The organism is Vibrio sp. Isolate33, assembly GCF_022397895.1.
Classification (GTDB): Bacteria; Pseudomonadota; Gammaproteobacteria; order Enterobacterales; family Vibrionaceae; genus Vibrio; species Vibrio pomeroyi.
Window position 1 is genome coordinate 277,392 of sequence record NZ_JAKEUP010000002.1, and the last position, 15,773, is coordinate 293,164.

At 44.8% G+C, this 15,773-nt stretch carries 15 protein-coding genes; 1 reads left to right on the plus strand and 14 read right to left on the minus strand.

Annotation, left to right across the window (positions count from 1 at the left end; all coding sequences use genetic code 11):
* Window positions 1-102: 102 nt before the first annotated feature.
* The 11 genes from pyrF to L1D37_RS04545 form a co-directional block, all read right to left on the minus strand.
* The gene (pyrF, locus tag L1D37_RS04495) at window positions 103-798 is read right to left on the minus strand and encodes an orotidine-5'-phosphate decarboxylase (RefSeq protein WP_239847011.1); all 696 of its coding nucleotides are present in this window, start codon (window positions 796-798) and stop codon (window positions 103-105) included.
* A 130-nt stretch (window positions 799-928) separates the two neighbouring features.
* A complete protein-coding gene (gene lapB, locus L1D37_RS04500) occupies window positions 929-2,104 on the minus strand; it encodes a lipopolysaccharide assembly protein LapB (RefSeq protein ID WP_239847013.1) in 1,176 nt (391 codons plus the stop codon).
* Between the two features lie 12 nt (window positions 2,105-2,116).
* Window positions 2,117-2,389 (minus strand): lipopolysaccharide assembly protein LapA domain-containing protein, encoded by a 273-nt coding sequence (locus tag L1D37_RS04505; protein ID WP_010439925.1) that lies wholly within the window; start codon window positions 2,387-2,389, stop codon window positions 2,117-2,119.
* 129 nt (window positions 2,390-2,518) lie between these two features.
* Window positions 2,519-2,803 (minus strand): integration host factor subunit beta, encoded by a 285-nt coding sequence (ihfB, locus tag L1D37_RS04510; protein WP_017060238.1) that lies wholly within the window; start codon window positions 2,801-2,803, stop codon window positions 2,519-2,521.
* Window positions 2,804-2,924: 121 nt separating this feature from the next.
* Entirely contained in the window at window positions 2,925-4,595 is a 1,671-nt protein-coding gene (gene rpsA / locus L1D37_RS04515) for a 30S ribosomal protein S1 (protein ID WP_061031784.1), read from the minus strand.
* Between the two features lie 106 nt (window positions 4,596-4,701).
* Window positions 4,702-5,382: a (d)CMP kinase gene (cmk, locus tag L1D37_RS04520; RefSeq protein ID WP_017060237.1), complete on the minus strand. Its 681-nt coding sequence runs from the start codon at window positions 5,380-5,382 to the stop codon at window positions 4,702-4,704.
* 276 nt (window positions 5,383-5,658) lie between these two features.
* Window positions 5,659-6,405: a 3-deoxy-manno-octulosonate cytidylyltransferase gene (gene kdsB / locus L1D37_RS04525; RefSeq protein ID WP_017086094.1), complete on the minus strand. Its 747-nt coding sequence runs from the start codon at window positions 6,403-6,405 to the stop codon at window positions 5,659-5,661.
* The gene (locus tag L1D37_RS04530) at window positions 6,405-6,584 is read right to left on the minus strand and encodes a Trm112 family protein (RefSeq protein ID WP_176681649.1); all 180 of its coding nucleotides are present in this window, start codon (window positions 6,582-6,584) and stop codon (window positions 6,405-6,407) included. The genes kdsB and L1D37_RS04530 overlap by 1 nt, the downstream gene beginning before the upstream one ends.
* Entirely contained in the window at window positions 6,565-7,572 is a 1,008-nt protein-coding gene (gene lpxK, locus L1D37_RS04535; protein WP_239847015.1) for a tetraacyldisaccharide 4'-kinase, read from the minus strand. Before lpxK ends, L1D37_RS04530 begins: the two co-directional genes overlap by 20 nt.
* Window positions 7,573-7,587: 15 nt before the next feature.
* Complete coding sequence (gene msbA, locus L1D37_RS04540; RefSeq protein WP_239847016.1) at window positions 7,588-9,336, minus strand: lipid A ABC transporter ATP-binding protein/permease MsbA; 1,749 nt, start codon at window positions 9,334-9,336, stop codon at window positions 7,588-7,590.
* Window positions 9,337-9,367: 31 nt separating this feature from the next.
* A complete protein-coding gene (locus tag L1D37_RS04545; protein WP_239847322.1) occupies window positions 9,368-11,491 on the minus strand; it encodes a DNA internalization-related competence protein ComEC/Rec2 in 2,124 nt (707 codons plus the stop codon).
* Between the two features lie 215 nt (window positions 11,492-11,706).
* On the opposite strand from L1D37_RS04545, the gene L1D37_RS04550 reads away from it, so the two are divergent.
* Window positions 11,707-12,219, plus strand: coding sequence for a DUF2062 domain-containing protein (locus L1D37_RS04550; RefSeq protein WP_017631697.1), 513 nt, complete (start codon window positions 11,707-11,709; stop codon window positions 12,217-12,219).
* A gap of 225 nt (window positions 12,220-12,444) precedes the next feature.
* Here L1D37_RS04550 and lolE read toward each other — a convergent pair whose 3' ends face one another.
* The 3 genes from lolE to lolC are packed head-to-tail and all read right to left on the minus strand — an operon-like array spanning window position 12,445 to window position 15,583.
* Window positions 12,445-13,689: a lipoprotein-releasing ABC transporter permease subunit LolE gene (gene lolE / locus L1D37_RS04555; RefSeq protein ID WP_239847018.1), complete on the minus strand. Its 1,245-nt coding sequence runs from the start codon at window positions 13,687-13,689 to the stop codon at window positions 12,445-12,447.
* Window positions 13,690-14,382, minus strand: a complete 693-nt coding sequence (lolD, locus tag L1D37_RS04560; RefSeq protein ID WP_215403239.1) for a lipoprotein-releasing ABC transporter ATP-binding protein LolD — start codon at window positions 14,380-14,382, stop codon at window positions 13,690-13,692.
* Entirely contained in the window at window positions 14,375-15,583 is a 1,209-nt protein-coding gene (lolC, locus tag L1D37_RS04565; RefSeq protein WP_239847020.1) for a lipoprotein-releasing ABC transporter permease subunit LolC, read from the minus strand. Before lolC ends, lolD begins: the two co-directional genes overlap by 8 nt.
* Window positions 15,584-15,773: the final 190 nt, after the last annotated feature.

Genomic DNA, 15,773 nt, shown 5'->3' on the forward strand with positions numbered 1-15,773 from the left:
TTAAGTCAATCTAGCCCGAACAAACTCTGTTTATCGCAAACAAACAAGAAGGCCAGCAATTTGCTGGCCTTCTTTATTTGTATCGCTAGCTATAAGAGAAACTTAAGCTAGAGTACCGTTAATCTCAGCAAGAACCGCTGCAGGGTCTATAGCTTGAGTAATTGGACGACCGATAACTAGGTAGTCAGAACCTGATTCAATCGCTTTAGAAGGCGTCATGATACGCTTCTGGTCACCAACAGCTGCACCTACAGGGCGAATACCTGGAGTCACTAGTTTGAACTCCTGACCAAGTGCACCTTTCAACAATGAAGCCTCTTGTGCTGAACATACCACACCGTCTAGACCAGAGTTTTTAGTAAGAGAAGCCAAGCGCATTACTTGCTGTTGTGGCTCTAGGTCTAAACCGATACCCGCTAGATCAGACTGTTCCATACTGGTTAGTACTGTCACACCAATAAGCAGCGGACGATCTTTACCATACGGTTCTAAGATTTCGCGAGAAGCCGTCATCATGCGCTCACCGCCACTTGCGTGTACGTTCACCATCCATACGCCAAGTTCCGCGGCAGCACGCACTGCTTTTGAACATGTGTTAGGAATGTCGTGGAATTTAAGGTCTAAGAATACTGAGAAACCACGCTTATGTAATTCACGAACAAACTCAGGGCCAAACAAGGTAAACATCTCTTTGCCGACTTTTAAGCGGCAAGATGCTGGGTCAATACGATCAACAAAGGCTAACGCATCCGCTTGGTTGTCATAATCCAAGGCTACAATGATTTTTTGGTCGTTCATTTCATCTCCTAACGCAGTTAACTTTCTACAAAATATTTACTCACCTACACATAGCGGGTGATAAACAACAGTCATAAAAATGCAGCCCGAAAGCTGCAATTAAAAATTTGGTCTTAAAATGACCACAAATCTATTCACCATCAAGCCCACGAATAGGCTTGATCGTCCCCCACCCTTTACATGAAGGGCAGTGCCAATACATTGAGTGCGTTGAGAAACCACACTGGCGGCAACGGTAATGAGGCTTAACTTTAAGCTGCTCACCAACCATGGATTGAAGCGTGGTTAAGCTATCTTTAGCTCGACCTTCTTCTGCTTCTGCGAGGTGATAATCGATTAATCGATAGAAGCCTTTCATGGTTGGGTTTTTAACAAGTTGCTTGGTCAGTAGTTCTTGAGCAGAGCCAACATCTTCATGGTGAGCAACCAATTGAGCAAGCATCAGTTCCGCAGATACGCCGGCTTTCTTCTGAATACACGCTTTAAGGAATTCGACCAGTTGAGCTTCTTGTCCAAGCTTGTGGTAACACTCTGCAAGTGTTGGCAACACTTCACTAATGAAGTCGATATCTTGCTCGAGTACCGATTCAAGACAATCGATGGTCTTTTGGTAATCTTCGTTTGCTAAATGGAACTTACCTAAAGCAATGCTAGCACGAACACATTTAGGGTCCTCAGACAGAGCCTTCTTAAAGTGTTGAAGCGCCTTAGAGCGGTTACCGTCGGCTTGTTCTTGCATCGCAAGCTCACACCAGAAATGCGCGACTATGGCACGCATCTTCATTTTCTTCTTACCGAGTTTAACTAAGATATTTCCGTAATGAATCGCTTTGTTCCACTCACGTGTTTGCTGATAAATAGCAACCAACTGTTGCAGAGCACCCTCTTTATGGTCGGGTTCTTCTACAAGCTGTTCAAAGATTTTTTCGGCGCGATCAAGAAAGCCAGAGACCATATAGTCTTTAGCTAATTGTTGCAGTGCGAGGTTTTTCTGATCGAGCGTTAATCCCGAACGAGAGATAAGGTTTTGGTGAATGCGAATAGCGCGGTCGACTTCGCCTCTTGAACGGAACAAGTTGCCCAAAGCCAAGTGAGTATCGATGGTTTCATTGTCTACTTGAAGTAGCTCTATGAAGTGATCAACCGCTTTGTCAGATTGGTCTGACAGTAATAGGTTCAAACCCGTCACATATTGACGGGAGATCTGGTGTGATTGTTTTTGTTTTTCTTGCTGAGCGTTACGATTACCCATATACCAACCATAAGCGGCTGCGATAGGCAAAAGTAAGAACAGTAACTCTAACATCAAATATAGCCTTTAAGCTTTAGTATCAGCAGCGACCTGCTTTGATTGCTTATTGAGTTGCTTCTTCAAGCGATGAATTTTTAGCTGAGACCGCATGTGCATGTTACCAAAGACCAACCAAGCAAGGCCAAAGCCAGAAACGAATACAACACCTAATAAACTTGATAAGTGGAAGTCACCTTGTGCAAGCAGATAGTTGAAATTCACAGTTGTTTGGTTTTGAGAGCCTAAAGCCAGTGCAATTAGGAAAAGTGCGATAACGGCGACTATTTTTATAATTTTCATAGTTCATCACTCATTGGTTGGTTAGCTGTACGATTATGCAGGAAAATTACTAATCAGACCACCATATTATGGTCATAAAAAAGCGGCATACATTATAGTATGCCGCTTTTCTTAATTCCGATAAGTAGGCTACATTCCTGAGTTTACTCGTTCACGCAGCTCTTTACCTGGTTTGAAGTGAGGAACGTATTTACCTTCTAACTCTACTTTGTCACCAGTCTTTGGGTTACGTCCAACACGAGGCTCACGATAATGCAGAGAAAAGCTGCCAAAACCGCGAATTTCGATTCGATCACCACTTTCTAGTGTTGAAGCCATATGCTCTAAAATGTCTTTTACAGCGTCTTCAATTTCTTTTGCAGAAAGATGCGTTTGCTCAGCGCACAGTCTTTCAATCAATTCAGACTTAGTCATAGTTACCCTCGTTGGTTTTCTTTTTAGAAATTATAGACCTATCGGAAAAATAAGCAAAAAAAAAGGAGCCTTACGGCTCCTTTCTTGGCTAGATAGCTATAATTCTCTTAATGAGAAGCTATTATTCGCCTTTAGCAGCTTTGAATGCGTCTGCCATTGCGTTACCGAACGCGCCTTCTTCAGACTTGTTCAGTGAAGCCATTGCTTCTTGCTCATCAGCTTCATCTTTAGCTTTGATAGATAGGTTGATTACGCGGTTCTTACGGTCTACACCAGTGAACTTCGCTTCAACGCTGTCGCCAACGCTTAGGATTAGAGATGCATCTTCGATACGGTCGCGAGAAACTTCAGAAGCGCGGATGTAACCTTCAACGCCTTCGATTAGCTCGATAGTAGCGCCTTTCGCGTCAACTGCAGTAACAGTACCGTTTACAAGAACACCTTTCTTGTTGTCAGCAACGTATGCGTTGAACGGGTCGTTTTCCATTTGCTTAACGCCAAGAGAAATACGCTCACGCTCTGCATCTACTGCTAGAACAACTGCTGAGATTTCGTCGCCTTTCTTGTACTCACGTACAGCGTCTTCGCCAGCAACATTCCAAGAAATGTCAGATAGGTGTACAAGACCGTCGATACCGCCTTCTAGACCGATGAAGATACCAAAGTCAGTGATAGACTTGATCTTACCAGTAACTTTGTCGCCCTTAGCTTGCATTTCTGCAAATGACTGCCATGGGTTAGCTTTACACTGTTTCAGACCTAGAGAGATACGACGACGTTCTTCGTCGATATCAAGAACCATAACCTCAACTTCGTCGCCAACATTAACAACTTTAGAAGGGTGGATGTTCTTGTTAGTCCAATCCATTTCAGAAACGTGTACTAGACCTTCAACGCCTTCTTCGATTTCAACGAAGCAGCCGTAGTCAGTTAGGTTAGTAACACGACCAGAAAGCTTGTGACCTTCTGGGTAACGCTTAGCGATTGCTACCCATGGATCTTCGCCTAGTTGCTTAAGGCCTAGTGAAACACGAGTGCGCTCACGATCGAACTTAAGAACTTTAACTAGGATTTCGTCACCAACGTTAACGATCTCTGATGGGTGCTTAACGCGCTTCCAAGCCATATCTGTGATATGTAGAAGACCGTCAACACCGCCAAGGTCAACGAATGCACCGTAGTCAGTAAGGTTCTTAACGATACCTTTAACTTCAGTACCTTCTTGTAGAGTTTCAAGAAGTTCGTCACGCTCAACACTGTTTTCAGATTCGATAACAGCACGACGAGAAACAACAACGTTGTTACGCTTCTGGTCTAGCTTGATTACTTTGAACTCTAGCTCTTTGTTTTCTAGGTGAGCAGTGTCACGGATAGGACGTACGTCTACTAGAGAACCTGGAAGGAAAGCACGGATACCGTTAAGTTCAACAGTGAAACCGCCTTTAACTTTACCGTTGATGATACCAACAACAGTTTCAGCTTCTTCGCAAGCTTTCTCAAGTACGATCCAAGCTTCGTGGCGCTTAGCTTTCTCACGAGAAAGTTGAGTCTCACCAAAACCATCTTCAACAGCGTCTAGAGCTACGTCTACTTCAGCACCAACTTCAACTTCAAGTTCGCCAGCAGCGTTCTTGAATTGTTCAGCAGGGATAGCAGATTCAGACTTAAGACCAGCGTCTACAAGAACGAAACCGTTCTCGATAGCTACTACAGTACCTTTAACGATGCTGCCTTGTTGGAATTCTGTTTCGTTTAGAAACTCTTCAAAGAGTTGAGCAAAAGATTCAGTCATTATTTAATCTTCAATAATTAAACGTCCATGGGTATCCTACCGCATGGGGTTGATAAATTCGCCGGTCATCATCCTTGCGACCAACGTTCTTGCCAGCCGGGTAGAATTACCCAGCTAGTTTCGATTCAATATAGTGTAGTGCTTTTTCTACTACCTGCTCAATATTCATTGAGGTGGAATCAAGCACTAGAGCATCCTCTGCAGGGCGAAGTGGCGCCACAGGGCGATTACGATCTCGGTCGTCCCGCTCTTGGATCTCGCTCAAAAGGTCGTCAAATTTAACATCTAACCCCTTCTGTTGCAACTGTTTAAGGCGGCGACTCGCACGCTCTTCAGCACTTGCATCTAAAAATATTTTCGCTTCAGCTTCAGGGAACACAACCGTTCCCATGTCACGGCCATCAGCCACTAGGCCAGGCGCTGCACTGAATGCACGTTGACGACGAAGCAGAGCTTCACGAACGCGAGGTAAAGCAGCAACTTTTGAAGCCGCCATGCCAGTCTCTTCTTTACGAAGCTCACCAGACACGTCTTCGCCTTCTAAGATAACCTTAACTAGGTCGCCTTCAGCAATAAACTGTACGTCTAAGTGAGTTGCAAGAGGTACTAAAGCATCTTCTGATTCAGTATCTACACCGTGATGAATTGCCGCTAACGCCAGTACGCGATAGATCGCACCTGAGTCTAGAAGATGAAAGCCTAGCTTATCTGCTAGCAACATACACAGGGTACCTTTACCTGCACCACTTGGTCCATCAACCGTAATCACTGGGCTTTGAGAAGGCATCTTTTACTCCACGTTTTGTCGTAAGTTTTATTCTGTACTAGCGATTCGCCACTACTTTATAGGCGGCATATTATAGAGAAAAATTGGAAGTCGAGCGAGGTAAATCTCAGATAATTCAGAGTTGATGATGCATTGGCGAATGCGACCGACTCAATATCCACCAGCTTAGGTCAATAAGACACGTACACATTTTCTACAGGCATAAAAAAGCCTCGCGATAAGCAAGGCTCATGATTTTGCAATTCGTAGCGTAAAGAAGTGTTAGCTCAAAGAGGCTTAACCAATGATGGCGCGAACCGCTTCTAGGTCTTCCGGCGTATCGACACCCGCTGCAGGCGCTTCAACCGCAACGTCTACGTGGATCTTCTCTCCGTACCAAAGTACGCGAAGTTGCTCTAGGCACTCAATGCGCTCCAAAGTACTCGGTTCCCAATTGATATACGTATTGATGAAACCCGCTCGGTAAGCGTAGATACCAATATGACGAAGCAAAGGAGATTCCGCAGCTGTACCGTTGTTCGCGTAAGCATCGCGATCCCATGGAATCGTCGCACGGCTAAAATACAATGCGTAACCGTCTTTATCCGTCACAACTTTTACAGCGTTAGGATTAAACACTTCATCAGCGTGAGTAATTTCTACACCTAACGTTGCCATTGGTGCCGTGCTATTTGCGAGGTTATTCGCCACCTGATTAATAATAGCAGGTGGGATAAGCGGTTCATCACCTTGAACATTCACGATGATGTGGTCATCGGGAATCTTCATTACCTCAATTACTTCAGCTAAGCGTTCAGTACCAGATTCATGGTTCGGTGATGTCATACACACAGTCGCGCCGAATGCTTTCGCCGCTTTTTCAACTCGAGCGTCGTCGGTAGCGATAATAACGTTATCAGCACCTGCCTTCATTGACTGTTCGTATACCCATTGAATCATCGGCTTGCCACCAATGTCAGCCAGAGGCTTACCTGGCAAACGGCTCGATTGGTATCTTGCCGGTATAACAACCGTGTAAGACATTACTTACCCTCGTCCATTGAAAGAGTGCGAGCTTCAGGTTCAAGAAGAACAGGAATACCCTCTTTGATTGGGTAAGCTAGGCGATCGATTTTACAAACAAGCTCTTGCTTATCCTTGTCATAAGTTAGTTTACCTTTACATACAGGGCAAGCAACGATCTCAAGCAGACGGTGATCCATAGTATTCCATAACCTCATTTATTCTTTTTAAAATTTGCTGTTGCGAATCTTCGTCGAACTGCGCAGAAACTGGAAGATACCACCAGTTATCTTGAGCATATTCCCCGCATTTAACAGCGTCTTTTTCTGTCATAATCATATTCATACCTTTCTTTGCTAAGGTATGAAGTTCATCTTTATCAAAATCCTGATGATCAGCGAAGCTTTGTGTGAAAACCACATCACCATCAAGATCATCTAATGTTTTAAAAAAGCGTGGCGGGTGACCGATTCCTGCAAAAGCCACCAGCTTTGGTAATTCAGCGACCGATACTTTCTGACCCGTTTTTAGGTTCACAGCTTGGCTTGGTTGCAAAGACATTGAGAACTCTCGACCTTGCGCCTTTCCGCCATTGTTAATCAAGAAATCAACATCATCTAAACGTGATACTGGCTCTCGTAATGGACCAAGTGGAATTAGGCTCTCATTACCGAAACGTCTTGCACCATCGATAACTGAAAACTCAATGTCGCGTTCAAGTGCATAATGCTGCAGACCGTCATCAGTAATAATGACATCCACGCCTTGATTCAATAAAGCCTTTACTGCATTCGCTCTTACCGGGTCAACCGCTACTGGCGCACCAGTTCGCTTTCGAATCAAGCGGGGTTCATCACCCGAATGTTCAGCGGGCGTGTTCTCGTCCAAAACTAGAGGGTAACTCGGCGCTTTCGCACCGTAACCACGAGAAACCACACCAGGTTTAAAACCGTTGGCTTGAAGCATCTCAACCAGCCAAATCACAACAGGGGTTTTACCATTCCCACCAGCGGTTATGTTTCCAACAACAATCACTGGCAGAGGTGGTCTATAGGTGTCTTTTTTACCAGAAAGGTACGCATCTCGACGTTGCCCACTGATCATTTTGAACAGCTGACTCAGTGGCCACAGAAGTGGCCAAAGTAGATATTTCAACGGATGATTGTTAAACCAAATCTTTTCGATCACAACAAAGACCTAATCTTATCCGCTGAACTGAATTCGATGCAGCTGCGCGTAAGCACCATCATGTTCAATAAGTTCTGCGTGTGCGCCTCTTTCTACAATTTGGCCATCATCAACCACTAAGATCTCATCGGCTTGCTCGATAGTCGATAAACGGTGAGCAATTACCAACACAGTCTTATCTTTTTGCAGTTCTTCCAATGCAGACTGAATCGCTCTCTCTGATTCAGTATCCAATGCAGACGTCGCCTCATCAAGAATCAGCACAGGCGCATCTCTTAATAGAGCACGTGCAATTGCAATACGCTGTCTTTGACCACCAGAAAGGCTTGCGCCATTTTCACCAACAACGGTATCGATGCCATTTTCCATGCCTTCGATAAACTCACTCGCATGAGCAAGCTTGGCTGCGTGTTCAATCTGTTCGCGAGTATATTGCTCTTCTGCAGCATACGCGATGTTGTTCGCGACCGTATCGTTAAAAAGGTGAACATTTTGAGAAACAAGAGCAAAGTGTTCACGTAGATTTCTCAATTCGTAATCGCGAATGTCGTGTCCATCCAATTCGATAGAGCCCGAATCGACGTCATAAAAACGAGTAAACAGGTTAGCAATGGTACTCTTACCCGAACCTGAACGGCCGACAAGTGCAACTGTCTTACCTTTCGGAATATTGAAGCTCACCTTATCAAGTGCTGGTTTCTCTGCGCCATCATAAGTAAACGTCACATCTTTGACAGCAACCTCACCAGTCACCGTTTTAGGCTTCAACGTACCTGTGTTTTGCTCAGTATCTAGATCCATCAAGCCAAATAGCGTGGTACTTGCTGCCATACCGCGTTGGAATTCAGACGTTACGTTAGTTAGCGCTTTTAGTGGACGTAACAAACCAAACATTGCAGAGAACACAACAGTGAATGTACCCGGCGTTAGTTCTGCTTTAATAGAGTCGACACTCGCCAAGAAAAGAACCACCACAATCGCAACTGATGCGATCATTTGAATGATCGGGTTCGCAGCGGCTTGAGCGGTGATTAACTTCATGCTTTGTTGGCGCATCTGGTTACTTACTTTGTCAAAGCGGTGTTTTTCTAGATCCTGACCACCGTAAGTAAGAACAACCTTGTGGCCTTTCAACATTTGTTCAGCAGAAGAAGCAACGTGACCCATGCTGGTTTGCATGTTTTTAGAAATCTTTCTGAATCGCTTCGATACGATGCTGATCGCCCACGCAACAAGAGGAGCAACCGCGAATAGAACCAAAGACAACTGCCAACTGTTCCAGAACATCAAGGTCAATAAACCAATGATGCTTGCACCCTCACGTACAATGCTGACTAGCGCTTTACTCGTCGCGGCAGACACTTGCTCTGAATCGTAAGTAATTCGAGATAGCAACGCACCTGTCTGTTCTTTATCGAAGAAAGACACAGGCATATGCATGAAATGACTGAAAATTTTGCGACGAATCTCCATAACCACATTGCCAGAAACCCAGCTCAAGCAATAGGTTGAGACAAAACCACTGACACCACGAATGAACATCATGGCAAAGATAATGATTGGAAGCGTGCGTAAAAAGTCAGATTCAGCATTACCAAAGCCTTCATCAAGTAACGGCTTTAGTAAGGAAATCATATAGGTATCAGAGACGGCATTTATAATAAGCGCAATAACCGCAACACCAAGGCCAGCCTTATATAATCGAATATAAGTCCAAAGTCTTTTAAACGTGACCCAGGTAGTTTCATCTGTTTGTGTTGACATAGAATCGCTTAATTTTCTCACAATAATCTATCTATTCTACTCCCTTACGGAGCATCTGCCTATACCACTGCCTGCCTTGTTCCTCTCTAATCGTATGATATTGCCAACCTTCTTGAGTGAGAGTGATGGTTATTTGTCCGCTTTCTCCTGTATCAAGCCATGTGCTCCCCACTTCTTGATAGCGTGCAATCACAGATTCGCTCGGCATTCCCCATTGATTCCCTTTAGCTAGAGAAGCTATCGCCAACTGAGGTGACACAGCCTCAATAAACGGCTTGATAGATGACGAACCACTACCATGATGCGGAACCAACATAACATCACTCCTGAGTCGTTCACCTTGACGAGCAAGTAACCACTCACTTACCAGTTCAATATCACCCGTTAACAGCATCGAAAACTCTGAGTCTGGTTCATATAGTCTGACAACACACGAATGTGGGTTATATGCCCTCTTCACTCGTTGAGGAGGCCACAGCACCTCAAACTCAATACCCTGCCAGTCCCAAGCCTCTCCAATAGTACATGCTTGAATATTAGACTGAGCTTGAGTGGTAGATTGGGTTTGTAGGTTAATGTTCTGACTGGTTCTTACCCACTTAGGATCGTAACTCTCAAGTAATGCCGGAAAGCCACCGGCATGGTCAGAATCAAAGTGGCTGATTATCACACCTTCGATACCTCTTATGCCTCTACTGTTCAATGTAGGGATCAGCAAAGATTCGACAATCGACCCTCCCGGCCATGCATTACCAAGGTCATAAACCACAACTTGATTGTTCTTTTCTAAAACCAAAGACAGTCCGTGTCCAACATCCAAGACATCGATGGTGAAACTATCTTGTTTAGATTCGCCAAGTTCCCACCACAATACAAATACCGAGACGGTTAATATGGATAATTTCGATTGGATATATCGGCTGACAAAACCGAAAAACACGATCAGGAATACAATTAGCTCACTCGTGTGGTTATCCACCTGAATCCAAAACTGTTCAGAGAAAGGGAGACTAAAAACCAGGGGTTCAAGCGACAAATCAACCAGCTTCCACAACTTAGAGGCGATGCCATAAGTTAAAGTGCTCGCTCCAAACAAAAACTCGGTGAACAAGCTCAAAATCATCGCCAGAAACAGCAATGGAATTGTCACCATAGATACCCAAGGCAACAGAAGTAAGTTGTAGAAAACAGAGACCAGACTCACCCCTTGGAAAAACAACATCGAAAAAGGAGCAATTAATAACGTCAACATGAACTGTATCTTTATGAGCTTAAACACTCGGCCAATAAGGGTGGAGCTTGAAGAAGATGGGTTGTTGTTCAAAGCAATATGGAGCACCGCGCCCAACGCACCAAAGGATAACCAAAAGCTACTCGATAATGCTGAAAATGGCCAAATCAACAAAACCACACATAAGCTCAATGCCACGTAGCGAATCAAGCTGATACTTTGCCCACGCCACAAAAAGTAACTCGCGAGAACACACATCACCAAAGCTCTGAGTGTCGGCAAAGTAAATCCTGCAAACCAACTGTAGAAATAGGCCAAACCAAGACCAAACAGAGTGGGTAACCAAATCAATGAAGGTGACACTAATCGAACTACCTTCCCCAATTGATAACCGATGCCAAAAGCAATTCCAATATGGAGCCCTGAAATAGCCATCAAGTGGATTAGCCCGCTACTTTTAAGCAAATCCCACCTCTGAGGATGAATGAGCTCTCGATAACCAAAGCTCAGTGCCACAATAAGATCGGTGTTGGCCAGCCTATTTAGCCTTTGTAGGCTGCTCTCAAACCACTGAGAGCGCAAGTTGGTGCTAGAGTGAATCCGATATCCAGTACCTGCTCGGTAAGTGACATTAGCCACAACCCCCTCACTGAACAGATACTTTTCCAGATCAAAGCCCGCCTCGTTGAGCTTGCCCCAAACGGGCTTTATTGAAGCCGACAAACAAACTTCATCTCCGAGCGTCAACTTGAAAGGCGTAAACAACCGCAATTTTATCAATTGAGGAAAGATTAATTTTTCGCCGCCAATTGATCTGACTACTATTACGCTTTCAAAACCGTGGCTATTTTCACTAAAAAGGCTAACAACCGACGCATTTATGGTAGTATTCTGCCCTGATTGGAATAATCGATTCGTTTGTATTTCAATTGCATTCCCTAGGCAGATAACTAGTATCAATGCAGTTACTGGACCTCTTGCACTCCGGAAAACGCTATACTTTATTGATGCTATCAGTAACAACAGCATCAATGGTGCCCAAACCCAATGTGGCATCACAGGCCAAAAGCTGGCAGACACAACTGTCGCAGCGAATGAAATCAAGAACCAAGTGTTAAACAAGAGAGTAGCTTCCTCCTATGCCAAGAAAGTTTATCAAACGATTTATGCCTGACCATGAGCTCATCAAGCGTCAGAAAGCATTGAAAGTTTTTGGCAATGTTTTGTACAACCCCAACTTATGGTGCCTTAATCGTCGCTCTGCGGCTGGCGCGTTTGCTGTTGGGTTATTCATGGCGTTTGTCCCTCTACCAAGTCAAATGATTATGTCTGCAGGCCTCGCTGTCGCATGTGGCGTTAATCTACCGTTGTCTGTCGCTCTTGTTTGGATCAGCAACCCGGTCACCATGCCTGTACTCTTCTACTTTGCGTATAAAGTCGGGGCGTTTGTTATGCATGTCCCACCTCAAGCCTTTCATTTTGAGCTGTCTTGGGACTTTATCTTGGCGCAAATGAGCACGATAGGACCTCCATTCCTATTAGGTTGTCTGATTTGTGGCGTGGTTTCAGCGATGATTGGCTACTTTGGTATTCGCGGCTTATGGCGTTACTCAGTAGTGAGAAGCTGGAAGAAACGAAAAGCAAGGTACTAAGCGACCTACTCTGTTTTTAGATCTACCCTTGAATACGATTCAATTGAAACGTAAACGAGCAGAAATCAGATGAACTGCTTACCTTTAAAACATTTGCATGTAAGAAAAGTCGTAAGAAACGCAGTTTGAATTCAATAAAAAAGGATCCCACCAGGGATCCTTTTTTTACATCTAGAGAAATAGGTCTTGTTGGTTATTAAAGACCAATGTGATTTAGAGCTCCCATTATTTAGAGCTTAACACCGAGGCAGGGTTCAGCTTCGCCGCTCGTGATGCTGGGTACCATGTCGCCAATAAGCTTAAAACAATCGCAGTACCAGACACGACAATAACATCTGTCATATTCAGCTGTGATGGCAGGAAGTCGACAAAATAGATATCGCCCGATAGGAACTGATGATCAATCAGCTTCTCAAGCCCCTTAATGATCGTGGTTAGATTAAGCGCAACCAAAACACCTATCGCACTACCGACTAGACTACCTAACACACCGGAGAACACACCCTGCCAAACAAAAATGCGTTTTACCAACCCATCGGATGCGCCCATAGTTCTTAGTATCGCAATCTCTGATGCCCTGTCTTTTACTGCCATCATCAAAGTCGAGACAATGTTGAAACAAGCCACACCAATTACCAACACCATTACTAGGTACATGATGGTGCGAACTAGCTGAATATCTCGGTATAAGAAACCAAACTTCTGTTGCCAACTGCGCAGGTACACATACACATCAAGCTGATTTCCGACTTCACGCACAATCGAGTTGGCATTCAGTACATCGGTTACTTTCAAAGAAACCCCTGTCACCGCTTCACCTAGGTTTGCGTAAACCTGAGCATCACCAAGAGGGATCAAAGCCAAGCTGTGATCAATCTGGCCATTAAGAGTCAGCAGACCAACCACTTTGACTCGAACTCGTTTTGGCGCTTGAACCTTCACCGTTCCATTCACAGTTGGAATCATCAGGGTTAAGTAATCGCCGACTTTTGCGCCAAGCACATTCGCGACACCTGAGCCCAAGATGATCTGCTGTTGCCCTGCCTTAAATTCACTCCAAGCTTGTTTGTCGATGAAGTTAGACAAGCTTGATACTTCTTGCTCACGCTTAGGGTCAACGCCGCGCACTTCGATCGCTTTCAGCTCTTTGCCCTTTTCAGCGAGCGCTGTAATTTTCACATAAGGCGCTGCTGCCACAACCTTGTCGTGTTTCTCAGACTGTTCAATCACATGTTCCCAGCGAGTGACTGGTTCATTCACGCCCTCAAACTCACCGTGCGGAATAACCGAAAGCACGCGTGATTCGAGCTCACGCTCAAAACCATTCATGGCCGACAAACCAATAATGATCACCGCCACACCAACCGCAATACCGATCGTCGAAGACAAGGAGATGAAAGACACCATCTTGTCTCGTTGTTTAGCACGACTAAACCGGCCGCCTATCAATAAAGATAAAGAAGAAAACACTTAGCTCTCCTCTTTTTCTACGTTAACCAACAAGCCATCTTGCATATGAAGTTGACGATCCATCTTGCCTGCAAGTTCACCATCGTGGGTTACCACCAAGAAAGCAGTATCGTATTCACGGTTCAACTCACGCATTAAGTCGTAAATAGAAAGCGCTGTGTTGTGGTCAAGGTTACCCGTCGGTTCATCAGCCAGAACTAGAGCCGGCTTGTTTACTAATGCGCGAGCAATTGCCACACGCTGTCTTTCACCACCAGAAAGCTCTGAAGGTCGGTGATCAACACGATGACTCAGTCCGACTTTATCAAGTAACAGTTGTGCTTCTTGTTTTGCTTTCGCAGGTTTCTCGCCGCCGATAAGTAACGGCATAGCTACGTTTTCTAGCGCAGAAAAATCAGAAAGCAGATGGTGGAATTGATAAACGAAACCTAGATGTTGGTTGCGCAGCTTGGCTTGCTTGTTCGAACTTAAAGACGCTAAGTCTTGACCAAGAAAACTCACACTGCCCGCAGAGGCATCATCTAAAGCGCCTAATATATGCAGTAGCGTACTTTTACCTGAACCAGAGGTACCAATGATCGAGACCAGTTCCCCTTTCTCGATCTCAAAGCTGACACCTTTAAGGACTTCGGTATCCAACGAGCCTTCACGGTACGTTTTACGGATATCATTACATTGAAGAAAATTACTCATAACGAAGGGCCTCAGCAGGTTTCACAGATGATGCACGATAAGAAGGGAAAACAGTGGCAATCAAGCTAAGTGCAATAGCCAGAACCACAACAACTGCGATTTGAATTGGGTTAATCATGATTGGCAATTGCCCACCAAACGAGAACAGAGCAACACCCATCGCCTCTAAAATAGTATTCAAGTTCATAGCCAAGACAACGCCTAACACGCCGCCCGATAGCGCACCAATCACGCCGCTACTCGCACCTTGAACCATAAAGATACCCATCACTTGACCATCGCTCATGCCTTGGGTTTTAAGAATCGCGACTTCAGATTGCTTCTCCATCACCACCATTATTAGCGCAGAGATAATATTGAATGCAGCAACACCGATGATCAGCCCAAGCATCAAACCCATCATGTTTTTCTCCATGCGCACGGCTTGAAACAGCTCACCGCGTTGGTCACGCCAATCACTCCAAAGCCAGCCATCTGGCAACGGTTGATTTGATAGTTCCGCGACCTCAAACGGGTCATCAAAAAACAGTCGCCAGCCTGAAATCGTGTCTGACTTGTAACGCATCAAACGTCCTGCATCTTGAATGTTGCTCACCATGAGCTGAGCATCAATATCCGAACCCGTATTAAAGATACCGGCTACGGTAAAATTTCGTTGGCTAGGAATACGCCCCAATGGTGTGTATTGACTCGCGCTGGTCACCATTAAGCGAACCTTGTCGCCCATGGATACTTTCAAGTTTCTCGCCAAAGTATGACCAAGGAACAGTTGATATTGCCCAGCTTTGAGTGAAGACAAGCGACCTGCAATTAAGTGGTCTTGAAGAGGGTCATCGGAATTTGGCTCGATACCGATTAAAAGACCAGCTGACAATTGAGCCGGGCTCTGAATCACCGCCTCACTGCGTACAATCGGTTCAACGTGGCCATTAAGCGAAATTTGTTCTGCGAAACTTGGGGCTTTTTCAGAAAGCGAGGTCGTGCCTCCTTGCTCGTAAACCACAGCCTGAGGAAGAACGCCGAGGATTCGGTCTTTTAACTGCGCTTCGAATCCATTCATTACCGATAAAACAGTAATCAAAGACAGCACACCAATGGTGATACCTGCCGTCGACATGTAAGAAACAAAACGGCTAAAGCGATCACCTGAACGGCCTTTCAAATAACGCAGGCCAACAAACATTGAAATAGGATGAAACATACTTTGAACCATCAAAAAGGGATGCGGGTTAATGTAACGGGTATTGCTGTTACTGTGTAGGGGTTAATTGAAAATATAGAGTGAATTAACTCAATTAGTTAGGCTTCAAAAACAGAACCTTGTCAAATAGCGATATTTCAAACAACTATTTGAGACTTTCAATTAACTGACCTTGATTACTGCGGCCACA